Consider the following 25,014-nt stretch of genomic DNA (forward strand, 5'->3'; position numbering starts at 1 on the left):
TTCCGGCCGGGGAACGTCCCATGAGCGTTGAGCTGCACAGCCGAGCAGGTCCGCCCGTGTCCACGCACTCCTGACGCGCCGGTCACCGGATGTTCATACGGCAGGCATGTCGGGCCCGATCCGGCTGCGTACGGCGGTCTGCACCTCGGCCTCCTCGGCGGGATCCGCGGCGAGCCGACGCAGCCGCTCCACGACGCGGGCGTCTCCCGTCTCGGCGTGCCGTGCGGCGATCTCGCGGGTGGACTCCTCGCAGTCCCAGAGGCATTCGACGGCGAACCCGGAGGCGAAGGAGGGGTCGGTGGCGGCCAGCGCGCGGGCGGCTCGCCCCCGGAGATGGGAGGACGCGGTCTCGCGGTAGACATGGCGCAGGACGGGTGCGGCGCAGGCGATGCCGAGCCGTCCGGCGCCGTCGACGAGGGTCCACAGGGTCGACGCGTCGGGGCCCTCGCCCCGAACCGCCTCCCGAAGCGCCGCGAGGACCAGGTCGCTGTCCTGGGCACCGCCACGGCAGGCGAGCATGCGCGCGGCGGCGGCCCCGAGGGCGTCGGGCCGACGGGCCCAGCCCCGTGCGCGGTCCACGGCGGCGAGACTGCGCATGCGTTCGAAGGCGTCCACGGCCGCGTCGACGACGAACGCGGAACCCGTGGACACGGCATCCTCGATGAGTTCGAGGGCGTCCGGATCGTTGCTGTCGGCGAGGTACCGCAGAGCCGTCGAGCGGGCTCCGTCGCCACCCGAGCGGGCGGCCTCGACGATCTCGGCTCGATCCTCGGGGCCTGCGACGGCGGTGAGGCAGCGCGCGGCCGGCACGTGCAGCGCGGCACCGCGTTCGATGCCCTGCTGCGCCCAGTCGAAGACGGCCTGCACGCTCCACCCCGGGCGAGGCCCCTGGGGCCGTAGTTGCCGCTGCCAACGGTCGAAACAGCCGGCCTCCTGTGCGGCACGCACGCGCAAGGCGATGGATTCGCGGGGGTCGTCGGCCCACAGCCGCCAGGGCCGTGGCTCGAAGGCGTCCCGGACGGCGGCGGCGAGTTCGGCCTCGCCCTCGCGGTCGGCCGGGAAGCGGGCCAGGACGGGAGCAGCCAGGGCGCGCAGGCCCGCGTCGTCGTCGCGCAGGGCGAGCTCGTCCAGCGCCCAGGCCCAGTTGGTGCCCGAGGCGGCGTACCTGCGCAGCAGGTGGAGCGCGTCGCGCCTGCCGTACGAGGCGAGGTGCCCGAGGACGGCGAGGGCGAGTCCGGTGCGGCACTCGTCGGCATCGAGGACGTCCTCGGCGCTGAACAGGTGCGCCTCGATGGCGTCCAGCTCGCCGCCCAGGTCGAGGTAGAGCCGGGCGTAGTACAGGGAGCGGTTCTCCACCTGCCAGTCGTGGCGGGGGTCGCGCAGCACACAGTGGTCGAGAGCCGCGAGCGCCTCGGCGCGGGGGGCGGTGAGCGCGTGCAGTGTGCCGTCGCCGCGGCCCCTCTGGAGCAGGCCGAGCAGCGTGCCGCTGGGCGCTATGACCGGTTCGAACATGGGAAACAGCCTCACATCAAGCGTCGACGCAACCGGGGGACATGCATTACCTGGCCGCGTGACAACACGTCGGGGCGCCCGCCGTCTCTTGCTTGCTGAAGACCATTTTCCTCTGCCTCTCGTTGGTGGCCCGTGGGGACCGATCACGGTCCGCGCGGTGCGGCATCACCTGCCCGGCCGTCGCGTCCGTGAATCACGACGTCATGATGACCCGGGCTCTCGCGCTGCCGCGACCTTATTTCGGGCGGTCCGGTACCGCCTCCCCCGTTTTCGTCGTTTCCGCTGGTCAGTGTGTTCGGATCAGTGTGCGCCGAACAGTTCGAGCAGGTCCGTCTTGCCGAACATCCTGGCGGTGTCGATCGCTGAGGGCGTCCCCGCGACCGGGTCGGCGCCGCCGTCCAGGAGGGCCCGGATGACCTCGGCCTCGCCCTTGAAGACGGCTCCGGCGAGCGGTGTCTGGCCTCGGTCGTTGGCCCGGTCGGCCTCCGCGCCGCGCTCGAGCAGGGCCCGGACGGCGTCGGCGTGGCCGTGGTAGGCGGCGAGCATCACCAGGGTGTCGCCGCGGTCGTTGGTGAGGTTGGCCGGAACGCCCGCGTCGACGTATGCCGCGAGCGTCTCGGTCTCGCCTCGGCGTGCCAGATCGAAGATCTTGGTCGCGAGCTCCACGACCTCGGGGTCGGGGGCTTCACTCATCGGCCGGACCGCCTCTCCACTACGGCTGCTGGTACTGATGCCCGACGGGTCCCGGTACTGGTGCCCCGTACGGGTGAATCGCCAGCGTACTGGCTTCCGCGTCACATGACCGGCACCGTACTCGGCAAGGATCACGACGAGGCCCGTGGCGGGCGTCAGGGCTGGTCAAGGGACAGAGGTGACTCCGCCGACCGAAGGAAATCCGGCGAATTTCACCCAGTTGCACCTTTTATCGTATGGATACATTCTGTGAGCCTGGAAGGACTCATGGTGACTGTCCCCACGAACCAGGAGAGAGCAATGATTCTGAACATCTCGGGCGTCGTGCTGCTCGGCACCATCGTCTTCCTCTTCTTCCGCAAGGACGGCCTGAAGGGCTCGCACGCGACGGTCTGCTCGCTCTTCGGGTTCTACCTCTCGAGCACCGCCATCGCCCCCAGCATCAAGGCCGGCGGGGCGAGTCTCGCGGGCCTCCTCGGCGGGCTCAACTTCTGACCCGGCTCCCGTCCGCACACACCCTCAGGAGAACGACGTGGCTCGGCGTCCCCTCCCCCGCATTCTGAGCAACGGCGGCGACCGGATCGCCCGCAGCCGGGAGCTGGCACGGGCGGCGGCCGGCGGCGCCACCGACGTCCTCCACCCGCTGATCACCATCACGCGCGGCCTGCGCCGGCTGGCCGCGGCCGGGCGGCGCACGTGGGCGGACACACCGAAGGACCGGCGGGGACCGCTGCTCTTCCTGGTGGCCTCCGTGATCCTGGTCGTGGCGCTGGTGCCGTACGGGCCGCTGCTCGCCGCCATCACGTTGATGGCGGCGTCGGCCTGGAAGGGCCGGGAAAGCAGGTCGACGACGCCCCCGGGCCCGGACCCCGCGCAGACCAAGCGGCTGGGCGCCCTGTACGAGGCTCTGGTCCCGTACTTCTCGGCCGCCGAGGACCCGGCTCCGCTGTACGCGCACGGCGGGGACTTCACCCGGGCCTTCTCCTCCTGCGAGTTCGACGACACCGGCCGCGTCTCCCGCCTCGTCATCCGCTATCCCGCCTACTTCACCGACGGCGAGCCCGCATCACGGGCCCGGATCGAACAGCTCCTGCACGCCAAGTCGGGCCGGGACCGCGAGTACCACTTCGCCTGGGACGAGGAGGGCAACGAACTGACGGTCACGGTGCTGCCTCCCCTGCCCACCGACATCGCCGCGCAGCGCTTCGTGACCGCCCCGGGCGAGACGGTCCTCGGCTTCACGGATCCGACCGGCGTCCAGCGCACGCTCCCCCTCACCCACGGCGAGGAGCGACGCGACGTGCCTCCGGTGCTGTGGCGCACCGGCCCGCGGTGCGCCGAGCCGCACCTGCTGATCGCAGGCACACCGGCAAGCGGCACGACGACGCTGGTGCGCTCCATCGCCCTGCAGGCGCTGCAGCACGGGGACGTGCTGATCGTCGAGGGCGGCGGCACCGGGGAGTACGCGTTCCTGACGGGCCGGGACGGGGTGCTGGCGGTGGAGTCCGGGCTCGCGGGGGCGGCGGCGAGCCTGGAGTGGGCGACCCATGAGACGGAACGGCGGCTGATCGCCGCCAACCGTGCCCGGCAGGCCGGGCACCCCCCGCCGGACGACGTCAGGCGCCCGCTGTGGATTCTGCTGGACCGGCCGACCGTCCTCGGGCCTCTCGCCGCCGCCGACGGCCGCGCCGATCCCCAGGCCCTGCTCCAGGTACCCCTGCGGCACGGGCGCGCCGCGAACGTCACGGTCGTGGTCGCCGAGCAGGTGGACGCCCTGGACGGCCTGTCCGACGCGGTCCTGCAGCACACCCGCGCACGTGTGGTGCTCGGCCCGGCGGCCCCCGGCGAGCTGGAGGCGGTGCTCGGCGCGCCGCCGCACACCACCCGCGTCAAGGACGTGCCGCCCGGCCGCGGTTACGCCCGCCTGGGCTCGGGCCCGGTCCACCGCCTCCAGGTACCGGCCACCCCGGACCCGTACGACGACACCGCCGACGAACAGCATCGGCAGGCGGTCCTCGCCCTGCTCCCCCGCCGCAGCGAATCGATCGCCGCCGGCGAACCGATCGCGCCAAGCGCACCGATCGCCCCCAGCACTCCGATCGACTGCGACAAGCCGGCTGGCCGCAGCGCACCGGTCGAGCCGGTCCCGACGGAGGCGCTGGCCGTGGAGGGCTGACCCGCAGCCCCGCACCGGGCCCCTGATCAGGCCACGAACGTCCGCGGAGCCTCCGTCGGCCCCGACGCGCCCGTCTGGACCAGGCGCGCCGCGGCCGCCAGACGCACCGCCGCCTCTTCCGCCACCGCGCCGCCCACCGTGAACGGCAGTCGCACATAGCCCTCGAAGGCGCCGTCCACGCCGAAGCGCGGCCCCGACGGCACCCGAACCCCGACCCGTTCCCCGGCCTCCGCGAGACGGGAGCCCGAGAGACCGCCGGTGCGCACCCACAGCGTCAGGCCGCCCCGGGGCACCGAGAACTCCCACGCCGGCAGCTCCTTGCGCACGGCGGCGACCAGGGCGTCCCGGTTCTCCCGGGCCTGGCCGCGCCGCAGGTCCACCGCCTGCTCCCAACCGCCCGTGCTCAGCAGCCAGTTCACCGCCAGCTGCTCGAGGACCGGAGTGCCGAGGTCGGCGTAGGCGCGGGCCGCGACCAGGCTGCGGATGACATCGGGGGCGGCGCGCACCCACCCGATGCGCATGCCCGCCCAGAACGCCTTGCTCGCCGAGCCGACGGTGATGACGGTCGAGCCCGCGGGGTCGAAGGTGCTCACCGGGCGCGGCATCTCGAGCTCCTCCTCCAGGTACAGCTCGCTCATCGTCTCGTCGACGACCAGGACCGTCCCGGCGGAGCGGGCCGCCTCCACCAGGCGGCGGCGCTGGTCCTCGTCGGCGAGCGCGCCCGTCGGATTGTGGAAGTCGGCGACGACGTAGGCGAGCCGCGGTGCGGCCTCGCGCAGCACCTGGCGCCAGCGGTCCAGGTCCCAGCCGCCGAGTCCCTCGGCCATGGCGACGGGGACGAGCCGGGCGCCCGCCTCCCGCATCAGCTGGAGGATGTTGGCGTACGACGGCGATTCGACGGCGATGCGCTCACCGCGCCCGGCGAACAGGTGGCAGATCGCGTCGATCGCGCCCATGGCGCCGGTGGTCACCATGATCTGCTCGGGCATGGTCGGGATGCCGCGCGCCGTGTAGCGGTCGGCGAGCATGGACCGCAGTGCGGGCAGGCCCGCCGGGTAGTCGCCGTGCGTGTGCGCGTAGGGCGGCAGTTCCTCGAGGGCTCCCTGCACCGCACGGGTGAGCCAGGGCTCGGGCGCAGGCAGCGCGGCACAGCCCAGGTCGATCATCGAGCCGAGTGCCTCGGGCGGGAGGGGTTCGAGGCCGCGCGCCGGCAGCGGGTTCCCGGCCGGCACGGCGGTCCAGCTGCCCGCTCCGCGGCGGGACTCCAGGAACCCCTCGGTGCGCAGCGCCTCGTACGCCGCCGCGACCGTCGTACGGCTCACCGACAGGGCGAGCGCCAGCTCCCGCTCGGCGGGCAGCCGGGCGGCGACCGGTACCCGGCCCTCCAGCACGAGCAGCCGGATGCCGTCCGCCAGTGCCCGATAGGCGGGCGGGCGGCGGCTGCCGGGGCCCGCGGGACGGTCCTGCTGGGAGGTGAGCAGCCGGGCCAACTGTGCCGCGCCCACCGCCGAGGTCCACTGCGCCATGATTCCCAGTCCACCTTCCCGGAATTGGCCATGGATGAGTTGTCTTTCCAAGCCACAGAGTGACATGCGTCAGGCCACTACCACCACAGGGGGGCACGTTTTGTCTGCCGACGCGCCGAGCGATCCGTCCATTGACAAGTCCATGAGGAGCCGTCGCGGACGGCGGCTCCTCCAGCTCTACGCCGGTCTCGCCCTCTACGGCGCGAGCTCCGCCCTCCTGGTGAAGGCGGGTCTCGGCCTGGAACCGTGGAACGTACTGCACCAGGGTCTGTCCGAGCTCACCGGGCTCAGCATGGGCGTCGTACTGACGATCCTGGGCGCGACCGTCCTGCTGCTGTGGATCCCGCTGAGGCAGCGTCCGGGACTCGGCACCGTCTCCAACGTGCTGGTGATCGGTTTCGCCATGGACGCCACCCTGGCCGTGCTCCCCGAGGTGCGCTCACTGGCCGTCCGCGTGCCGCTCCTGGTCGCCGGCGTGGTGCTGAACGGCGTGGCGACGGGCCTCTACATCGCCGCCGACTTCGGTCCCGGCCCACGCGACGGCCTGATGACCGGACTGCACCGGCGCACGGGCCGCTCCATCCGGCTGATACGCACAGCGGTGGAGATCACCGTCGTCGCGACCGGCTTCGCCCTCGGCGGCACCGTCGGGATCGGCACCATCGTGTACGCGCTGTCCATCGGACCGCTCGCCCAGTTCTTCCTGCGCGTGTTCGCCGCCCCCGCGGCATCGGGGCGCAGCACGGTCGTTGCCGCCGGGCAACCGGAGCGCGCGATACTGCGTCCGTGACCACCCTCATACGCCACCCCTACCTCGATCATCCCGGCCCGATCGCCTTCGCCCACCGGGGCGGGGCGGCCCACGGCCTGGAGAACACCATGGCGCAGTTCCGGCGCGCGGTGGCGGCGGGCTACCGGTATATCGAGACGGACGTGCACGCCACGGCCGACGGGAAGCTGGTGGCGTTCCACGACGCGACCCTGAACCGCGTGACCGACGGTGCGGGCCGGATCGCCGACCTGCCCTGGGAGGACGTGCGGCACGCGCGCGTGGCGGGCAGCGAGCCGGTGCCCCTCTTCGAGGACGCGCTGGAGGAGTTCCCGGAGGTGCGCTGGAACGTGGACGTCAAGGCGGAGCCCGCGCTGGGGCCGCTGCTGGACCTGATCGAGCGCACCGATGCCTGGGACCGGGTCTGCGTCGGCTCGTTCTCCGAGGCACGCGTGGTGCGCGCCCAGCGCCTGGCCGGACCGCGCCTGGCGACGTCGTACGGCACCCGCGGTGTCCTCAACCTGCGGCTGCGCTCCTGGGGCGTACCGGCGGCGGTGCGCCGCTCGGCGGTCGCCGCCCAGGTTCCGGAGTCCCAGTCGGGCATCCCCGTGGTCGACCACCGCTTCGTGCGCACCGCCCACGCGCTCGGACTGCAGGTGCACGTGTGGACGATCAACGAGCCCGATCGCATGCACCGGCTCCTGGACCTGGGAGTGGATGGCATCATGACCGATCACATCGACACACTGCGCAAGGTCCTCGAAGAACGGGGCACCTGGGTCTGAACGCCCCGCGCACGATCACGTTCCACGGGGAAGCGAGGGCACGGGTGGGCACCGGCACCGTGCGGGCACAGGCCGGCGACGAGGCCGCCGAGCGGCGGCGCGAACAACGCGGCTGGTACTTCTACGACTGGGCGTGCTCGGTCTACTCGACGAGCGTGCTGACGGTGTTCCTCGGTCCCTATCTCACCTCGGTGGCCAAGTCGGCGGCGGACGCGCACGGATATGTCCACCCGCTGGGGGTCCCGGTGCGCGCCGGCTCGTTCTTCGCCTACTGCGTCTCGGCCTCGGTCGTCGTGGCGATTCTCGTGATGCCGCTCGCGGGTGCGGCGGCCGACCGCACCGGCCGCAAGAAGCCGCTGCTCGCTCTGTGCGCGTACCTGGGCGCCTCGGCCACGACGGGCCTGTTCTTCCTGGACGGTGACCGGTATCTGCTCGGCGGCCTGCTGCTGATCGTCGCGAACGCGTCGGTGGCCGTCTCGATGGTGGTCTACAACTCGTATCTGCCGCTGATCGCCCCGCCCGAGGAGCGTGACGCGGTCTCCTCGCGCGGCTGGGCCTTCGGCTACGCGGCCGGTTCGCTGGTCCTGATCGCGAACCTGGTCCTGTTCACGGCACACGACTCCTTCGGCGTCTCGGAGTCGACGGCGGTCCGCATCTGCCTGGCCTCGGCGGGCCTGTGGTGGGGCGCCTTCACGATCATCCCGCTCAGACGCCTGCGCGACCGCCGTACGACGTCGACGACTGAGGCGGTGCACGGCTGGCGGCAACTCGCCGCGACGGTCCGGGACATGCGCCGCACCCCGCTCACCCTGGCCTTCCTGCTGGCGTACCTCATCTACAACGACGGCATCCAGACGGTGATCTCACAGGCGTCGGTGTACGGCTCCCAGGAGCTGGGCCTCGGCCAGTCGACGCTGATCGCCGCCGTGCTGCTGGTGCAGGTGCTGGCGGTGGGCGGCGCGCTGGGCATGGGCCGGCTGGCCCGGACGTACGGCGCGAAGCGCACGATCCTCGGCTCGCTGGTCGCCTGGACGGCGACGCTCGCCGCCGGCTATTTCCTCCCCGCGGGCGCGCCGGCCGGGTTCTTCGCGCTGGCGGCCTGCATCGGGCTGGTCCTCGGCGGCAGCCAGGCGCTGTCCCGGTCGCTCTTCTCACATCTGGTTCCGCACGGCAAGGAGGCCGAGTACTTCTCCGCGTACGAGATGAGCGACCGCGGCATGAGCTGGCTGGGCCCGCTGCTGTTCGGGGTCACGTACCAGCTGACGGGGAGCTACCGGGAGGCGATCATCTCGCTGGTGGCGTTCTTCGCCCTCGGGTTCGTGCTGCTGGCCCGGGTTCCGGTACGCGAGGCGGTGCGCGACGCGGGCAATCCGGTGCCCGAGAGGATTTAGCGTCCGAGCGCAAAGGGCGGTAGTGTACGCGTTTGGCCTGCCAGGCGTACCGTTACTGCGCGTCAAAGGAGCCGAAACGCTGGGTGACATCTGCTAGCAGATGTGACAAACCGGGCGCCGGTGGGTACAACAAGGGGCGGCTACGACGGCGACGCATGACCCGGAACGGGACTCGGAACGGGAATCTTTACCGCCGACCGGACGTTGACCGGATGACGACGACAGCGACACCTGTCCTGTGGGCGACAAGCCCGGGAGGCACGATTCATGAGTGAGCGAGCTCTTCGCGGCACGCGCCTCGTGGTGACCAGCTACGAGACGGACCGCGGCATCGACCTGGCTCCGCGCCAGGCCGTGGAGTACGCATGCGAGAAGGGGCACCGGTTCGAGATGCCCTTCTCGGTCGAGGCGGAGATCCCGCCGGAGTGGGAGTGCAAGGTCTGCGGTGCCCAGGCGCTCCTCGTGGACGGCGAAGGTCCGGAGGAGAAGAAGGCGAAGCCCGCGCGTACGCACTGGGACATGCTGATGGAGCGGCGCACCCGTGAGGAGCTCGAAGAGGTCCTCGAGGAGCGTCTCGCGGTTCTGCGGTCCGGCGCGATGAATATCGCGGTGCATCCGCGGGACAGCCGCAAGTCCGCGTAGCCCCTCCGGGGTCGGGCGGAATACTGCGCGCGCCAGATATCAGTGGGCGCCGTACGTCTCTGTGACGTGCGGCGCCCACTGATATCTGGCGCGGGTGGACCGGGCCCCGCGGAGCTCCGCCTGCCGGCCCTGACGTCAGCGGGGCAGGGGCGGGCGGGGCTCCCCCGGAGTGTCCTCGGGCTCGTCCCTGATGACCTCACCCTGGACGATCTTCCCGTCGGGGCGGTGCATACGAGCCTGCTGGAAGGCGTCACCGAAGCTGCCGTACGGGGACTGGCGGAGTTTGCGGTCGATCGTGCGCTCCGTGTAACGGCCGACCGCCTTCTGGACCGGCGGAAGCAGGAGGAGCAGACCCGCAGCGTCGGAGATCAAGCCCGGCAGCATCAGCAGCAGGCCGCCGAGCATCATCAGGCCGTTGCCGCCGGTCCTCGACGGGGAGCCGCCCCTCTGCAGCGCCTCGTTCAGGTTCCGGAAGGCGCGGCGGCCCGCCCGCTTGGTGACCACGGAGCCGAGCACCAGGCCGGCGACCAGCAGCAGGAAGACCGTGAACCCGCTGGTCGCACCGGCGACCACGGTCAGCAGCCAGATCTCCAGCACCAGCCACGCGGCGATGCCCAGCGGTAGAAAGGTGCGCAACCTCGAGCGCCGGGGCCGGGTGGTGGTGCGGGGAGAGGTCGAAGCGCCAGTCGTCATGCTCCCAGTGTGCCCGGACCCGGCTCAGTGCGGGATAAGGGGCTTCAGCGGCGCCCGTGACGCCGCCGTGCCTCTACCGGCGCGTCTTCCCGCCCCGGCCCAGGACCTTGCCGAAGCGCTCCTCCGCGCCCCACGCCGTGACGCGCCACAGCGCCTCCACGACGATGTTCCGGCTCATCTTGGAGTCGCCGAGCTCCCGCTCCACGAACGTGATCGGCACCTCGACGACGTGGAACCCGGCCTTGACCGCGCGGCGCGCCAGGTCGACCTGGAAGCAGTACCCCTGCGAGGCCACCTCGTCGAGCCCGAGGCCCTCGAGGGTCTCGCGGCGGAAGGCGCGGTAGCCGCCGGTGATGTCGCGCAGCGAGAGTCCGAGGGCCAGACGGGAGTAGGTGCTGCCGCCGCGGGAGAGGAACTCGCGCGACTTGGGCCAGTTCACGACCCGCCCGCCCGGCACCCACCGGGAGCCGAGCACCAGGTCCGCGCTCTTGAGCGCGGTCAGCAGGCGCGGCAGCTCCTCCGGCTGGTGCGAGCCGTCGGCGTCCATCTCGATGAGGACGCCGTAGTCGTGTTCCAGACCCCAGCGGAACCCGGCGAGGTACGCGGCGCCCAGCCCTTCCTTGCCCTTGCGGTGCATGACGTGGACGTGATCGTCGTCGGCCGCGAGTTCGTCCGCGAGCTTGCCGGTGCCGTCGGGGCTGTTGTCGTCGGCCACGAGGACATGCGCCTCGGGCACCGCCGACCGCACTCGGCCGACGATCGTCTTGATGTTCTCCGCCTCATTGTAGGTCGGAATGATCACCAAGGCGGTGCCTAGCGGACCGAACTGCTTGCCCTGGGCCGATGCCCCGAGGGTCCCGTCGCCGTGGTTCACTGCTGCCCCTTCACATCCGTACGCAGAGGTCCACCATAGTGGTCGCGGCAGGGGCCTCCGCCACCGCGGGTTCGTTTGGAGGTGTCGATTCCATAAGAGCCGGGTAAAAATGTCCGCCGCGTCGGCGGCCTGCACCGGCCGGTCGCACTGGTGCCCACGGCGCTGAGAGCGGGTCCACTGCTCGCCACGGCCAGGGCGGCTGCGGATCGGGGCCCGGCGCCCTTCGGGCCGACCTGGGACCCGCTGGCTGCGGATCGACCGAAAGCCGTTGTCTACTGGACGTCCGGGCCCCACCCGGGTCACACCCTGCCGACCGACCGGAACGTTGCCCTCGCCGTGGCGCGGGCGCTGAGCCTGGCTCCCAGTGGTGATGCGCCGACGTGGCACACCATCCCTGACCCAGCGGCGCTCGGGCGACTGCGCGGAGGTTCCCCGGTCGGACGATTCGGTGGTGGACCCGGCCGAACCTACCGGCCCTCCGCGCCTCACTGTCAACAGCCGCCCCACCTGCGGGTCTTCGGCGAAGGGCCTGGTCGCAGCGGAGGATACGCAGGTCGCACGACGGGGTTCTGACGGCTCGTCGCCGCGGCGCCACCCCGGGAGATCACTCGCCCGGCCCTACGAACACGGTCCGGCCTCCGACCACGGTGCGCAGGCAGACGGGAAGGTCGGTTCCGGGGGTCAGATCGGGCAGTCCGGGGGTGCCGGAGCGGGGGTCGGTGGACCAGCGGGCCACCCGGTCGTCGGGGGCCTGGACGACGAGTGCGTCGGTGCGCCACACGGCGTAGTCCGCGGGGGCGCCCGGCACCAGAACGCCCGCGTCGTCCCGCCCGATCGCCCGCCAGCCGCCGCGCGTGTGCGCGGTGAACGCGGCGCGTACGGAGACCCGGTGTTCGGGGGTGCGGTGGAACGCCGCCGCGCGGACCGTGCCCCAGGGGTCGAGGGGGGTCACCGGGCTGTCGGAGCCGAACGCCAGCGGGACGCCGGCGCGCAGCAGGGCCGCGAACGGGTTCAGCGTGCGGGCCCGGGCGGCGCCGAGACGCTCGGCGTACATGCCGTCCTCACCGCCCCACAGCGCGTCGAAGGCGGGCTGGACCGAGGCGGTCAGGCCCAGTTCGGCGAAGGCCGCGATGGTCTCGGGCGTGAGCATCTCGACGTGCTCGACGCGGTGGCGGGCGGCGCGGATCCGGGCGAGGCCCACCTTTTCGGCGGCGGCGCGCACCCCTTCCACCACGGCCGTGACGGCGGCGTCGCCGATGGCGTGGAACCCGGCCTGCAGCCCGGCCTCGGTGCACGCGACGACGTGCGCGGCCACCGCGGCGGCGTCCAGGTAGGCGGTGCCGGTGTGGGCGGCGTCCGCGTACGGCTGGTGCAGACAGGCGGTGTGCGAGCCGAGGGCGCCGTCGACGAAGAGGTCGCCCGCGGCGCCGAGCGCGCCCAGCTCCCGGGCCTTGGTGACGTCCTGCTCGGCCCAGTAGCCGACGACGCGCGGTCCGGGTTCCTCGGCGGCGAGGCGCAGCAGCCCGGTGAAGTCGTCCTGCGAGGAGATCTCCGGGCCCGCGCACTCGTGGAGCGAGCCGATGCCGAGGGAGGCGGCGTGGGCGAGGGCGGTGCGCTGGGCCTCGGCGCGCTGGGCGGGGGTGACCGCGGCGAACGCGGCGGCTCGTACGGCGTGGTGGGCGTCGCGGGTGAGCGGCTCGCCGTCCGTGAAGCCGGCCTTGTCGCGCACGCCCGGGGTGAGGTCCAGCAGGGCGGTGGTGACGGCGGCCGAGTGGACGTCGATGCGGCTGAGATACAGGGGACGCCCACCGGTGGCCTCGTCGAGCTCTTCCCGTCGGGGCGCCCGCCGTTCGGGCCAGCGTGCCGCGTCCCACCCGTGGCCGAGCAGGACCCGGCCGGCCGGCCGGGCGGCGGCGAAGTCCCGTACGAGGGTGAGGGCGGCCGTCAGGGACGGGGCACCGGACAGGTCGAGGCCGGTGAGCGCGAGGCCGGTGGCGGTGGTGTGCACGTGCGCGTCGGTGAACGCGGGAGTGACGAGGGCGCCGTCGAGGTCGATCACTTCGTCGACGCCCTCCGCGAAGGCGTCGGCCGCGCCCTCGGAACCGACCCAGGCGACATGTCCGGCCTCCACGACCATCGCGGTGGCGAAGGGGTCGGCGGGGCTGTGGACCTCTCCGCGGCGCAGGAGGACGGTCTGGGGCTCGGCGGTGCGCTCACTCATGGGCAACAGTGTCGCCCCTGGCGGGGGACGCCCCGCAGGGAGGTCGATCAGATCCGGGGCGGCCGTGCCTCGTAGGGGGTGGACAGGACCACGGTGGTGCGCGTCGACACCCCCGCGAGGCTCCGCAGCCGGGCGAGCAGTTCCTCGAGTTCGTGCGGCGTGGCCACGCGGACCTTGAGGATGTAGTTCTCGTCGCCCGCGACGCTGTGGCAGGCCTCGATCTCCGGGACGCCCGCGAGGCGTTCGGCGATGTCGTCGGGGGCGCTGGGGTCGAACGGCTTCACCGAGATGAAGGCGGTCAGCGGCAGGCCGACGGCCTCGGGGTCGACGACGGCGGCATACCCGCGGATGACGCCCCGCTGCTCGAGCCGGCGCACCCGCTGGTGCACGGCCGATGTGGACAGGCCCGTGGCCTTGCCCAGGTCGGTGTAGCTCATCCGCCCGTCCTTGACGAGCAGCTGCACGATCTGTCGGTCCAGCTCCTCCATGGCGCTAGAACCTACAGTGCGCCCTGACTCCGCGGATACCTCAGCAGCCCAGGTCATACCCGGTTTGTGATGTTGGTGAGAGCGGCCTGTGAGCCGCCCGGGTGACCCGCGGCCGCGCCGGGCACCTGCGAGTGGCATGTGACGAACGCCACAGTATCCGATCAGGCTTCGTGATGCTCTCGTGATTACCCCGGAGACGGGACGGGAAGTGCTTGCTGTGGTCGAGGCCGCAGTGCCTTGTCGGCCCAGCCCTAGGGGGAGAAACCCATGCAGAATCCCAAGCGCCCTGGTCGTACCGTGCCCAAGCGGCAGCAGCCGGTCATCGAGCCCGAGCCGGAGGGCGTCGAACCCGACGCCCTCGACGGCGATGAGTTCGACGCGTACGACACCTTCGAGATGTACCGGGTGATCTGCCCGGACTGCGCGCAGCCCATCGCGCTCCTGGCGGAGGAGGAGGTCCTGCCCGAGCACGCGCTGTGCGCCTCGCCGTGGAATCCGTTCGGTCTCACGGTCTGCTCCGGTACGGGCCGTGCGGCGGCCGACGCCCGCCCGGCGGACGAGTCCCTGGAGCCTCAGGAGCAGGACACCGCCCTGCTGCTGACCCTCCCTCAGGGGCTCGACTGGCGCACGCAGCCGTTCTCGCACGTCGGCGGCCCGGGCTCGCGCCCGCTGCGGCTCGCGACACTGCGCCGCCAGGCCGCCTGACACGTCACGAGCAGTGGCGGTTCCACGGGCGATCCGCCGCGGAACTCACGCTCGATTAGCGGGGTCGGTGACCTCGGCGGGCGTCGCGGCGTTGCTCCGTGCATGAGCCCCACTTATTCGGCGACCGGACCCCGGCGGCCGGTGTTCATTCCGGTACCGGCGGCGACGCTGCCGCCGCCGCAGCCGCAGGATCCGCCCATCTACCGCGCGCTGATGCGCGCCTGGGCCGACCGCGGGCGCACGCTCCCGGGGCGCCACGACCCGGAATGGGTGCGGCTCGCGGCGCCCCCGGCCGGCCAGCGCCGGCTTGCGGCGGGCCAGGAGTCGTTCAGCGGGACTCGGGACCAGCGAGGTGACGGGCGATGACCATGCGCTGGATCTGGTTCGTCCCCTCGACGATCTGCAGCGCCTTGGCCTCCCGCATGTAGCGCTCGACCGGGAAGTCCACGGTGTAGCCGTACCCGCCGAGCACCTGGACGGCGTCGATGGTGACCTTCATCGCCGTGTCGGTGCAGTGCAGCTTGGCCATGGCCGCCTGCTTGGCGAACGGACGCCCGGCGTCCCGCAGCCGTGCCGCCGCCAGGTACAGCGCCCGGCCCGCCTCGATCTGTGTCGCCATGTCGGCGAGCAGGAAGCGCAGCCCCTCGAAGTCCGAGATCGGCCGCCCGAACTGCCGGCGCCCGGTGGCGTACGCGACGGCCTCGTCCAGGGCCGCCTGGGCCAGGCCGATGGCGCAGGCCGCGATGCCGAGCCGCCCCGAGTCGAGCGCGGACAGCGCGATCGCGAAGCCCTGTCCCTCGTCGCCGATGCGCCGCGCTTCCGGCACGCGCACCCCGTCGAAGTGGACCTGTGCGGTGGGCGACCCCTTCATGCCCATCTTCTTCTCGGGCGCCGCGGCACTCAGTCCCTCGGCGTCGCCGGGGACGAGGAACGCGGTGATCCCGCGGGGACCCTCCTCGCCGGTGCGCGCCATCACGGTGTAGAAGTCGGCGATCCCTCCGTGGGTGATCCATGCCTTGGTACCGGTGATCACCCAGTGGTCGCCGTCCCGAACCGCCTTCGTCCGCAGGGATGCGGCATCCGACCCGGACGACGGCTCGGAGAGGCAGTAGGCGCCCAGCAGGCCCCCGCCGAGCATCGCGGGCAGGTGTTCCAGCTGTTGCTCCTTGGTGCCGTAGTACGCGAGGGCATGGCAGGCCAGGGTGTGGACGCTGACGCCGAGGCCGACGGTGAGGCGTGCCGCGGCCAGCTCCTCGAGGACCTGCAGGTAGACCTCGTAGGGCTGGTCGCCACCGCCGTACTCGGAGTCGTACGGCAGGCCGAGCAGTCCGGAGTCGGAGAGCAGGCGGAAGGTCTCGCGCGGGAACTGCCCGGAGTGCTCCTCCTCGGCCGCCTTCGGGGCGATCTCGCGCTGCGCGATGTCGCGGACGAGCGAGATCAGATCCCGGGCCTCGTCCGTGGGCAGTTGTCGGTCCACCGGCTGCGGGGCGCGGTCGGGCATGGCGACGCTCTCCTCCCTCTTGGGCACGTCGGCGGACATGCGCCTTGGGTGGGGCGGCGCCGCCGGGTCTCACTGGGCCTGGCCGATGCTCGCCGCTCCGGGTCGCGGAGGCGGCTGACCAGCGGCTGTGGCGCTTGGAGTATGCCCGATCGGAGGCACGGCGTCACCGGTTAACGACCGCTTACTTCAAGAAAGCGGATGCCGTGCCGCGGCGTGATCGACATCCGACGGACGGGGTCTCGTCCCGGGACTGTCTGCAATCACCATGGACCAGCCCGTGACGGCTTCGCCTGTCCCCGGGTGGCACCGCTCGGGGGTCGATCGGTCCTCCCGTTGTCGACCGGTCCTCCCGTTGTCGATCGGTCTTCGGTTGCGGTCAGATCGGTCGGCGGGCCGGAGGCGGGGCCGGGTACGCGGGGTCCAGTTCCTCGATCGCGCGCAGGGTGCCGCCCAGCATCTTCGCGAGCAGGTCGCACATGGTGTCGCGGGACAGTACCGGGCGGTCGATCCAGTCGAGGGTCACGCCCTCCACGCCGCACACCCAGCCGAGCAGTCCCGTGCGCACCAGCGCAGCGATGTCGCGCCGCCCGTACGCCCCCTCGGCGATCGTGGTGACGATCGCCTCGCGCACCCCGTCCCGGATGGCGTGGACCTGTGCGTCGAAGCCCACGCCGCCGCTGACGATGGTGCGGAAGGCGGCCTGGTTCTGCTCGGCGTAGCGCAGATAGCGGTCGATGGTGCGGTGCACCCGTTCCACCGGCGGCAGGTCCAGGCCGGCGGCCGCGGAGGTCACGAGGTCGGCCACCGAATCCTCGACGATGGCGAGGTAATAGCCGCGTTTCGATTTGAAGTAGTAGTAGATGAGCCCTTTCGCCACCCGGGCATGACGCGCGATGTCATCCATCGACAGCGTGTCGTAGGAGGTGTCGGCGAATAACTTCCGCCCGATGGCGATGAGTTCGGCGCGGCGCGCCAGGGAGCGGTCGGTACCGCGCGCCTGGGGGCGCACGGCACCTCGCTGTTGACTGCTCTTCAATTTCGGCCCAAGTCTCCAACTACCGGCGGGACATCCGCAGTATCGCAGAATGACACCAGCAGCATGTTCGACTTGATCGGCGGAGTGGGCCGCCGGAGTCGGACCCCGTTGGGAAATGCGCCGCCCGGTTCCCCCGTGGGCGCGTCAGCGGACGCCCACCGCCGCCAGCGCCTTGCGCTGCCGCGAGGTGGGCCGGGCCGGGAAGTACAGGTAGCAGACGCCGCCGGTGCCGGAGGCGACCTTGCCGGAGGCGTTGTACCGCTTGGTGCGCAACCAGATGTTCTCGAACTCCCGCCGCCGGTACACGCGCCGCACCGCCTCGTCGCTCGGCGACGCCGGGTCGTTCGTGATCACGTCGCCGTCGGCGGTGAACCCGATCACGGTCATCAGATGCCCCGCGGTCCCGTACCCCGCCCCCGTCAGCTCCTCCTTCAGGAACGACTGCGAGGTGATGGCCGGGATGCCCGCAGCGATCAGCGTCTCCAGGTCGGTGAGTGAGGACAGCCGGGTGACCACTGCCTGGAGGTCCTTGAACGTGGCCGCGTAGGCCGCGTTGAAGGGCCAGTTGCCGCAGCCCTGGTACTGGTGGTCGTAGGTGAAGCGGGCGGCATGGCAGACCTGCGGGTCCGCGTACGCCGGGTTGACCCAGGACAGTTGTTCGGGTGTGAGCCTCCGCCCCCAGTACTCGATGATCATCTGCGAGGACGTGGGGCTGCACCAGGCCTCGCCGCCGTTGTCGTACTCCGGGTACTGGCCCTTGTGGATCTCCTGCGAGTAGCGCGGGACGATCAGTTCCTCGGCGAGCCCGGGTGTGGAGGCCGGGACGGTGAACCGGTCCGGGACGTCGGAGCCCATGGCGCCGAGCCGCCACACCGTCGGCGTGATCCGTGTGCCGGGTGTGCGGTACAGGGTCAGGCGCAGACGGTACGACACCAGGCGCAGGCCAGAGGCGGGATCGGCGATGGCGAAGGTGTCGGTCCAGATGTCGCTCCTGCCATCGCTCTGGCCGTCCACGGAGGTGCGGCGGATGTCCTGGTCGCCGGCCGCCCAGCGGCCCATCACGTACCAGGGGGTGTCCGTGCCGTCGGAGTAGGTGCCCTTCAGTTCGACCTGGAGCCAGGTGCCGGCCGGAGTGTGCGCGTTCCAGGAGGCGACGAGCTCGGTGGCCGGGACGGCGAGGCGGTGCGCCGGGGAGGCCCAGGCGGCGTACTCCCAGGTGGCGGACTTCCCGGTGTGCGGGTCGGTGTAGTCGGTGCGACCGGCGGGCGTGGCGATCACCAGGCCGGGGCGGAGGCCGGCGAGGGCGCGAACGCCCTGCGCCGTGCCGCTTCGCCAGTCGGCGTACGAGGTCCAGGCACGGTAGTCCACGAGGCTCGGGGATGCTTTCGTCGGCCGGGCGGTCGGCGTGGCGGCGGCCGCCGGGCCCGCGGTGCCGGCCGCCGTGGCCGCGGCGGCCGCCGCGGCGAGGATGGTTCTGCGGGACGGCTCTGAAGCTCTGGTCATCGGTAAGTGACCCCCAGGAGTCCTTCAAGCAGCGGTTCGGACGCACGGTGTGCGCCAACTATGGCCGCCGCACACGGACTTCTGCCAGCACTTCGGCCGCCGACGCGCCCACCAATATTGGTCCCGACCTGTGGCGGTTTTCCGGGAATGGGGGTCGGGAATTCGAAGAGGCGAATCACCCTCGTTCACACCGAACCCGAAGTAGGGGAAATTCCGGAGAGAGGTCGCTTTCTCCGCGAAGAGGGACAGCCCATTCGCCCGAGTAAGCTGTCCCGTCGAGAACATGCCGAAACATGCCGCCACACCTTCTCGCCCGGGAATCGTCATTCACGCTCTCGCGTCCCGCCTTCAGCACCTACCGCCCTCCTGCGGACCCGTCCGTCTCGTCGGCGTCGACGGGCACGCGGGGTCGGGGAAATCCACGTTCGCCGCACACCTGGCGGCCGCACTCGGCGGCGCGCCCCTGCTGCACCTGGACGACATCGCCACCCATGAGGAGCTGTTCTCCTGGACGGACCGGCTGCTGCGGGAGGTGATCGTGCCGCTCGGCCACGGCCGGACCGCGCACTACCGGCCCTACGACTGGCACGCCCGGCGCTTCGGCCCCTCCCGTGCGCTGCCATCCGCGCCCGTGATCCTGATCGAGGGGGTCGGCGCCGGCCGCCGGGCGCTGCGCCCATATCTCGCCCGGCTGCTGTGGATGGATCTGGCGCGCGAGGAGGCGTGGACGCGCGGGCGGGCCCGGGACGGCGAGGAACAACGCGCTTTCTGGGACGGCTGGGTCGACGCGGAGCGCCGGCACTTCGCCGAGGACCCCTCGCGACCCCACGCCTGCCTTCTGGTGCATCAGAAGCACGAGGGATATGAGGTGCTTCCCGGGCCGGCCGGGGTTCCTGGTCCCGAACAAGATCTCACCCACAGTGACGACCCATCGGCAGTGTGCTGAACTCGTGAAGATCCTCGCCGGGCAACTTCCTCGAGTGCCCCAAGTCGGCTTGACCGGGGGGCCGTACAGGTCTTACGTTCTCAATGTGCGGCTTTCGCAGTCGCACCCAGACGCGAAGCCCCCGGTTGTTCCCCCGTGATCGGGGGCTTCGTTCTGCTCTCAGCACCTTCCGTGCGCGCCAAGAGGCGTGATCCGCTCACCCTCGGTCACCACGCGCCGCGCGCCCCGTCTGCTCCCACCTCGCCGAACGGCCCGTGCGGCACCCTTCGTGCGCCCCTCCCCCGCAGGTACGATGCCTCTTGGTGCGACGTTCGGACGCTGCTCTGCGCACCGTGGCAACTCCGGTCCGCGGCACAGCGGTTCGAGCAAGGCGGCCGACGGGCACGGGCCCGGCGGTGAACCAACGGGGGCACGGTTTGTGGGGGACGTGATGGACTTCGGCACGCAGGGCCCTCAGGCCCCGGCCGACCTCGCCTGGCTGCGAGGGGTCGACGCCTACACGATGGGCGCCTATCCGCAGGCGGAGGAGGAGTTCCGCGCCGCGGTCCGGATGGATCCGGGGATGGCCGACGGCTGGCTCGGGCTGCACGCGCTGCGCGTCGACACGACGACCGCGCTGCTGAGGATGTACCGCCACCGCGACCGCTTCGGGGAACAGCGGACGCGACACCGGCGCACCCTCAACTCCTGGTACTGGCTGGGCTGGTGGGTGCAGCCGGTGCTGGAGAGCCCGCGCGACCTGCTGCTGGCGCACGCCTCGCACTGGCTGGACGGCCGCCACGTCCCGGAGCTGGACCGCGCGCTGGCGGGCCTGCCGCCGGTCGACACCGACCCCCAGGTGCGCTTCCTGCACGCCTGCCGGGCCTACCTGGTCAAGGACTGGGAGCAGTTGGTCCGGCACACCGATCCACTGATCGACGATCCCATGCTCGGCATAGAGGCCGGACTGTTCGGCGGCATGGCCCGGGTCCGGCTGGAGATGTTCGGGCAGGCCGAGCCACTGCTCGCCGCCGCCCTGATGCGCTGCCGCAGCGAGCAGCCGCAGCGCAAGGAGCTGCGGTACTGGCTGGCGCGGGCGCACGAGGGCACGGGTCGCTCGGCCGCCGCGCTCCCCCTGTACCGGGCCGTGCACCGGGTGGACCCGGCGTTCATGGACACCTCGGCGCGGCTCGCCGCGATCGCCGAGGGCGACGGGTACGACGATTCGACCGACCTGACGGCGATGGCGCTCGCCGGAGGCGGCGACACGCTGGAAGCACCGGACGGTCTCGATCCGCTCTTCGGAGCCGAGGGCCGGGACGTGAAGCTGTCCGATCCCGAACCGCCGCCGACCGGTCCGCTGCCGGCGCAGGGCGACCTCGTGCGGGAGAAGGCCGCCTCGGTACCGGCACAGTCGTGGCCGGCCGGGCCCACGGATCCGGAACTGCTGGAGGAGGCGCTGGCCGAGCTGGAGCGCATGGTCGGTCTGGAACCGGTCAAGCGCCAGGTCAAGGCGTTGTCGGCGCAGTTGAACATGGCCCGGCTGCGGGCCGGTCAGGGCTTACCCGTCCAGCCGCCCAAACGGCACTTCGTGTTCTCGGGGCCCTCCGGCACCGGCAAGACGACCGTGGCGAGGATCCTGGGGCGGGTCTTCTACGCGCTCGGCCTGCTCGGCGGCGATCACCTCGTGGAGGCGCAGCGGGCGGACCTGGTGGGCGAGTACCTGGGTCAGACGGCGGTGAAGGCGAACGAGCTGATCGACTCCGCGATCGGCGGCGTCCTGTTCGTGGACGAGGCGTACTCGCTGTCCAACTCCGGATACGGCAAGGGGGACGCCTACGGGGACGAGGCGCTTCAGGTGCTGCTGAAGCGGGCGGAGGACAACCGGGACCACCTGGTGGTGATCCTCGCGGGGTACCCCGAGGGAATGGACCGGTTGCTGGCCGCCAACCCGGGACTGTCCTCACGCTTCACGACGCGGGTCGATTTTCCCTCGTACCGTCCCTTGGAGCTGACGGCGATCGGCGAGGTGCTGGCCGCCGACAACGGGGACGTCTGGGACGAGGAGGCTCTGGAGGAGCTCCGGTCGATCGCCGGGCATGTGGTGGACCAGGGGTGGATCGACGAGCTCGGGAACGGGCGGTTCCTGCGGACGCTGTACGAGAAGAGCTGTGCGTATCGGGATCTGCGGCTGAGCGGCTATCCGGGGATGCCGTCGAGGGACGACTTGTCGACATTGCGGTTGCCGGACCTGATGCAGGCCTATGGGGAGGTCCTGTCCGGCCGGGGGCCGCAGGATCCATCGGGGTTGTAGCGGCGCCCACCAGCTCGGTCGTGCCTGCGCGTCTGCGGCCGCGGATTCGTCGTGGCTTGTCGCTTCCCCGAGTGCTCGGCTTCGCTCGAACAGGGGGCCCCTCATCGCGGCAAAGCCGCATGTCGACAGGGCCCCGCGCCCCTGAACGGGGCGCGGAGAACCCTTCTCAGCTCGGTACCGCTTCCCTCGGTTCCGCCATGCGCGGCTGAGGCGGAGCCTCCCGGTGCGCCGGGTCCCTGACCTCGCCGACCAGCAGCTCCAGTACGTCCTCCAACGCGACCAGACCCAGGACCCGGCCGGAGGTGTCCGCCACCTGGGCCAGATGCGTGGCCGCCCGGCGCATCACCGTGAGCGCGTCGTCCAGCGGGAGCTCCGCCGCGAGCGTCGTCATGGGCCGCCAGAGCTGCTGCGGCACCGCCCGTTCGGATTCCTCGAGGTCGAGGACGTCCTTGACGTGCAGATAGCCCATGAAGGCGCCGTTCCCCGCGACCACGGGGAAGCGTGAGTAGCCCGTGCGCGCGGTGAGTGCCACGACCTCGCCCGGGGTCACCGTGGGCTCGACCGTCACCAGCAGGTCCGGGTCCAGGAGCACGTCCGTGACCGGGCGCGAGCCCAGCTCCAGGGCGTCCTCCAGGCGCTCCGCCTCCTCGGGGTCGAGCAGGCCGGCCTGGCCGGAGTCCTCCACGAGCTGGTTGAGCTGTTCACTGGTGAAGGCGGCCTCGACCTCGTCCTTCGGTTCGACCCGGAACAGTTTGAGGATCACCCGCGCGCAGGCGCTCAGCGTGACCGTGACCGGACGGCACAGCCGCGCGAACGCCACCAGGCCCGGGCTCAGCCACAGCGCGGCCTTCTCCGGGGCCGCCATCGCCAGGTTCTTCGGCACCATCTCGCCGATCACCAGATGGAAGAAGACGACCGCCGCGAGCGCGATCACATAGCCGAGCGGGTGGACCAAGTCGTCGGGGATGTGCGCCGCAGCGAAGACCGGTTCGAGCAGATGCGCCACGGTCGGCTCGGCGACGGCGCCCAGGGTAAGGGAACACACGGTGATGCCGAACTGGGCCGCGGCCATCATCTGCGGCAGCCGTTCGAGACCGTACAGCACCTGCCGCGCCCTGGTGGTCCCCAGCGGCTCGATCTGGCTGCGGCGCACGGACACGAGCGCGAACTCGGCGCCGACGAAGAACCCGTTGACGAGCACCAGCAGCGCCGCGAACAGGAGCTGGAGCACGCTCATCGCACCGCCTCCGCGGCCGGCGCGGGGGCGTCCGCGAGCTTCACGAGCCTGACGCGCTCGGCGCGGTAGTGGCCGACCTGGCGGACGGTGAGCCGCCAGCCCGGCAGCTCGGCACGGTCACCGAGGGCGGGGATCCGGCCCAGCAGGTCGGCGACCAGTCCGGCCACGGTCTCGTACGGCCCCTCGGGCACATCCAGGCCTATCCGCTTCAGGACGTCGACGCGGCAGCTTCCGTCGGCGTCCCACGCGGGGCACCCGTCCTCGGGCGGCGCCACGGCGAGCTCCGGCAGGTAGAGGCCGTCGTGCTCGTCGCGCACCTCGCCGACCAGTTCCTCGACGATGTCCTCCAGGGTGACGACGCCGGCCGTGCCGCCGTACTCGTCGACGACGGCGGCGATGGGCTGCTGGCTGCGCAGCAGCTCCAGGAGGGGCTGCACGGGCAGCGTCTCCGGGACCAGCAGCGGTGCCTGGGCGATCCGGGTGACGGGGGTGCGCAGCCGTTCGTGGGAGGGCACCGCCAGGGCGTCCTTGAGGTGGACCATGCCGACGATTTCGTCGATCTTGTCGTGGTAGACGGGGAAGCGGGACAGGCCGGTGGCCCGGGTGAGGTTGACCACGTCCTGCGCGGTGGCCGAGGACTGCAGCGCGCTCACCCGCACTCGCGGGGTCATCACGTGCTGGGCGGTCAGCTCCCCCAGGGAGAGCGTGCGGACGAAGAGGTCGGCCGTGTCCTGTTCCAGCGCGCCGGCCCGCGCGGAGTGGCGGGCCAGCGAGACCAGCTCGCCCGGGGTGCGGGCGGAGGCCAGCTCCTCGGCGGGTTCCACGCCCAGGGCCCGCACCAGGCGGTTCGCGACCGCGTTCAGGGCCGCGATCACCGGCCGGAACAGCCGGGAGAACAGGTGCTGGGGGCCCGCGACGAAGCGGGCGACCTGGAGGGGCCGGGACACCGCCCAGTTCTTGGGGACGAGTTCCCCGATCACCATCTGCGCGGCCGAGGCGAGCAGCATGCCGACGACGACCGCGACGCCGCTCGCCGCGCCCTCGGGGAGCCCGATCAGCGCGAACGGGGTGTGCAGCAGTTCGGCGAGCGCCGGTTCGGCGAGCATGCCGACGACGAGCGAGGTGATGGTGATGCCGAGCTGGGTGCCGGAGAGCTGGAAGGACAGCTCCTTGAGCGACTCGACGACCGTACGGGCGCGCCGGTCGCCCTCGGCCGCGGCCCGCTCGGCGTCCGGGCGCTCGACCGTGACGAGCCCGAACTCGGCCGCCACGAAGAAGCCGTTGGCGAGAATCAGCAGGAACGCCGCCCCGAGGAGCAGCAAGGGGATGGTCATGATGCCGCCGCCTCCGCGTTCACACGGACACGGTCCGCGCTATGTCGGCAGGGGGCGGCGCAGGTACTACAGGACGATCCGTCCATCGCCGGAGGGAGTCACTCCTCGGGTAGCAGGAACCCCTGAGCACCGGGTGGAACCTCAGGGGCGGAGGCGCCACGCAAGCGCCTCTGCCACCAGATTAATCAAGACTCCACCCTGTGCGGCAGGGTGGACGTCCCCGAGTCAGCCCTGATGTCGCTCGGGATGGGCCGTGGAGCGGGCCTCGGCGAGCGCCCGGAGGGCGTGTGCGTCCTCGATGGCGCGTTTCTTGGCGATGCCCGGCTGGATGCCGAGGGCGGGCAGGCTGGTGCCGTCGCTGAGGTTCAGGAACACCCAGGGGTCGCCGGGACGCAGGTTGACCTGGACGATCTCCGCCCAGTCCAGTTGGCGCCGGCTGGCGATGTTGACGACGGTGACTCCGCTCTCGTCGGCGACGACCTTCGGCCGGGCGAGCAGGAGCAGCACTGCGAAGAGAAGGGCCGCCGTGAGGATGAAGCTGAGGCGTTCCCCGGTGGTGAGCTGGTCCAGCAGCAGCGCGACCGTGGTGATCACGACGAGTATCGCGACGCCCGCGGTCAGCAGCACGGCGCGGGTACGGCCCGGCCTGAACGTGACGGGAAGGGTGGGCAGGTCCGACATCGGTGCGC

Annotated in this window: 23 protein-coding genes; 10 read left to right on the forward strand and 13 right to left on the reverse strand. The window is 71.8% G+C overall.

Translation table 11 applies throughout. From position 1 onward, the window contains the following. Positions 1-93: 93 nt before the first annotated feature. On the reverse strand, positions 94-1,512 hold the full coding sequence (locus SY2F82_RS23355; protein ID WP_200421136.1) for a HEAT repeat domain-containing protein: 1,419 nt from the start codon (positions 1,510-1,512) through the stop codon (positions 94-96). 300 nt (positions 1,513-1,812) lie between these two features. Further along, on the reverse strand, positions 1,813-2,205 hold the full coding sequence (locus SY2F82_RS23360) for an ankyrin repeat domain-containing protein (protein ID WP_200421137.1): 393 nt from the start codon (positions 2,203-2,205) through the stop codon (positions 1,813-1,815). A 300-nt stretch (positions 2,206-2,505) separates the two neighbouring features. On the opposite strand from SY2F82_RS23360, the gene SY2F82_RS23365 reads away from it, so the two are divergent. Next, positions 2,506-2,700: a hypothetical protein gene (locus SY2F82_RS23365; protein WP_103842281.1), complete on the forward strand. Its 195-nt coding sequence runs from the start codon at positions 2,506-2,508 to the stop codon at positions 2,698-2,700. Between the two features lie 37 nt (positions 2,701-2,737). Then, positions 2,738-4,381: a hypothetical protein gene (locus tag SY2F82_RS23370; protein ID WP_200421138.1), complete on the forward strand. Its 1,644-nt coding sequence runs from the start codon at positions 2,738-2,740 to the stop codon at positions 4,379-4,381. Between the two features lie 26 nt (positions 4,382-4,407). Here the strand turns inward: SY2F82_RS23370 and SY2F82_RS23375 are convergent, their stop codons facing one another. After that, complete coding sequence (locus SY2F82_RS23375; protein WP_200421139.1) at positions 4,408-5,907, reverse strand: PLP-dependent aminotransferase family protein; 1,500 nt, start codon at positions 5,905-5,907, stop codon at positions 4,408-4,410. A 64-nt stretch (positions 5,908-5,971) separates the two neighbouring features. On the opposite strand from SY2F82_RS23375, the gene SY2F82_RS23380 reads away from it, so the two are divergent. The 4 genes from SY2F82_RS23380 (at position 5,972) to SY2F82_RS23395 (ending at position 9,494) form a co-directional block, all read left to right on the forward strand. After that, entirely contained in the window at positions 5,972-6,697 is a 726-nt protein-coding gene (locus tag SY2F82_RS23380; protein WP_200421140.1) for a YitT family protein, read from the forward strand. Continuing rightward, on the forward strand, positions 6,694-7,461 hold the full coding sequence (locus tag SY2F82_RS23385; RefSeq protein WP_200421141.1) for a glycerophosphodiester phosphodiesterase: 768 nt from the start codon (positions 6,694-6,696) through the stop codon (positions 7,459-7,461). The genes SY2F82_RS23380 and SY2F82_RS23385 overlap by 4 nt, the downstream gene beginning before the upstream one ends. Positions 7,462-7,505: 44 nt before the next feature. Further along, the gene (locus SY2F82_RS23390; RefSeq protein ID WP_200421142.1) at positions 7,506-8,852 is read left to right on the forward strand and encodes an MFS transporter; all 1,347 of its coding nucleotides are present in this window, start codon (positions 7,506-7,508) and stop codon (positions 8,850-8,852) included. Between the two features lie 267 nt (positions 8,853-9,119). After that, positions 9,120-9,494, forward strand: a complete 375-nt coding sequence (locus SY2F82_RS23395; protein WP_099500427.1) for an RNA polymerase-binding protein RbpA — start codon at positions 9,120-9,122, stop codon at positions 9,492-9,494. Positions 9,495-9,629: 135 nt separating this feature from the next. On the opposite strand, the gene fxsA is transcribed toward SY2F82_RS23395, so the two are convergent. From fxsA to SY2F82_RS23415, 4 genes are all read right to left on the reverse strand, one after another. After that, positions 9,630-10,187: an FxsA family membrane protein gene (gene fxsA / locus SY2F82_RS23400; protein ID WP_200421143.1), complete on the reverse strand. Its 558-nt coding sequence runs from the start codon at positions 10,185-10,187 to the stop codon at positions 9,630-9,632. A 73-nt stretch (positions 10,188-10,260) separates the two neighbouring features. After that, a complete protein-coding gene (locus tag SY2F82_RS23405; protein ID WP_200421144.1) occupies positions 10,261-11,061 on the reverse strand; it encodes a polyprenol monophosphomannose synthase in 801 nt (266 codons plus the stop codon). Positions 11,062-11,665: 604 nt separating this feature from the next. Then, positions 11,666-13,282, reverse strand: a complete 1,617-nt coding sequence (locus SY2F82_RS23410; protein ID WP_200421145.1) for an amidohydrolase — start codon at positions 13,280-13,282, stop codon at positions 11,666-11,668. Positions 13,283-13,329: 47 nt separating this feature from the next. Further along, the gene (locus SY2F82_RS23415; RefSeq protein WP_110626847.1) at positions 13,330-13,770 is read right to left on the reverse strand and encodes an Lrp/AsnC family transcriptional regulator; all 441 of its coding nucleotides are present in this window, start codon (positions 13,768-13,770) and stop codon (positions 13,330-13,332) included. A gap of 267 nt (positions 13,771-14,037) precedes the next feature. On the opposite strand from SY2F82_RS23415, the gene SY2F82_RS23420 reads away from it, so the two are divergent. Both SY2F82_RS23420 and SY2F82_RS39725 read left to right on the forward strand, forming a co-directional pair. Then, on the forward strand, positions 14,038-14,475 hold the full coding sequence (locus tag SY2F82_RS23420) for a hypothetical protein (protein ID WP_200421146.1): 438 nt from the start codon (positions 14,038-14,040) through the stop codon (positions 14,473-14,475). 102 nt (positions 14,476-14,577) lie between these two features. Further along, a complete protein-coding gene (locus SY2F82_RS39725) occupies positions 14,578-14,841 on the forward strand; it encodes a hypothetical protein (protein WP_308437786.1) in 264 nt (87 codons plus the stop codon). Here SY2F82_RS39725 and SY2F82_RS23425 read toward each other — a convergent pair. From SY2F82_RS23425 to SY2F82_RS23435, 3 genes are all read right to left on the reverse strand, one after another. After that, positions 14,804-15,976 carry an acyl-CoA dehydrogenase family protein gene (locus tag SY2F82_RS23425; protein WP_200421488.1) on the reverse strand — a complete coding sequence of 391 codons (1,173 nt, stop codon included), beginning with the start codon at positions 15,974-15,976 and terminating at the stop codon, positions 14,804-14,806. The genes SY2F82_RS39725 and SY2F82_RS23425 overlap by 38 nt on opposite strands. A 376-nt stretch (positions 15,977-16,352) precedes the next feature. After that, complete coding sequence (locus SY2F82_RS23430) at positions 16,353-17,012, reverse strand: TetR/AcrR family transcriptional regulator (RefSeq protein WP_200421147.1); 660 nt, start codon at positions 17,010-17,012, stop codon at positions 16,353-16,355. Between the two features lie 144 nt (positions 17,013-17,156). After that, positions 17,157-18,515: a peptidase C39 family protein gene (locus tag SY2F82_RS23435; RefSeq protein WP_200421148.1), complete on the reverse strand. Its 1,359-nt coding sequence runs from the start codon at positions 18,513-18,515 to the stop codon at positions 17,157-17,159. 283 nt (positions 18,516-18,798) lie between these two features. Here SY2F82_RS23435 and SY2F82_RS23440 point away from each other — a divergent pair, with 283 nt between their 5' ends. Then, positions 18,799-19,461: a uridine kinase gene (locus SY2F82_RS23440; protein WP_200421149.1), complete on the forward strand. Its 663-nt coding sequence runs from the start codon at positions 18,799-18,801 to the stop codon at positions 19,459-19,461. A gap of 430 nt (positions 19,462-19,891) precedes the next feature. Further along, positions 19,892-21,754 carry an AAA family ATPase gene (locus tag SY2F82_RS23445; RefSeq protein ID WP_200421150.1) on the forward strand — a complete coding sequence of 621 codons (1,863 nt, stop codon included), beginning with the start codon at positions 19,892-19,894 and terminating at the stop codon, positions 21,752-21,754. A 166-nt stretch (positions 21,755-21,920) separates the two neighbouring features. On the opposite strand, the gene SY2F82_RS23450 is transcribed toward SY2F82_RS23445, so the two are convergent. From SY2F82_RS23450 to SY2F82_RS23460, 3 genes are all read right to left on the reverse strand, one after another. Next, positions 21,921-22,991 (reverse strand): hemolysin family protein, encoded by a 1,071-nt coding sequence (locus SY2F82_RS23450; RefSeq protein WP_200421151.1) that lies wholly within the window; start codon positions 22,989-22,991, stop codon positions 21,921-21,923. After that, the gene (locus tag SY2F82_RS23455; RefSeq protein ID WP_200421152.1) at positions 22,988-24,325 is read right to left on the reverse strand and encodes a hemolysin family protein; all 1,338 of its coding nucleotides are present in this window, start codon (positions 24,323-24,325) and stop codon (positions 22,988-22,990) included. The genes SY2F82_RS23450 and SY2F82_RS23455 overlap by 4 nt, the downstream gene beginning before the upstream one ends. 225 nt (positions 24,326-24,550) lie before the next feature. Next, the gene (locus SY2F82_RS23460) at positions 24,551-25,006 is read right to left on the reverse strand and encodes a PH domain-containing protein (RefSeq protein ID WP_200421153.1); all 456 of its coding nucleotides are present in this window, start codon (positions 25,004-25,006) and stop codon (positions 24,551-24,553) included. Positions 25,007-25,014 lie beyond the last annotated feature (8 nt).

Source organism: Streptomyces sp. Y2F8-2 (genome assembly GCF_014905555.1).
Classification (GTDB): Bacteria; Actinomycetota; Actinomycetes; order Streptomycetales; family Streptomycetaceae; genus Streptomyces; species Streptomyces cynarae.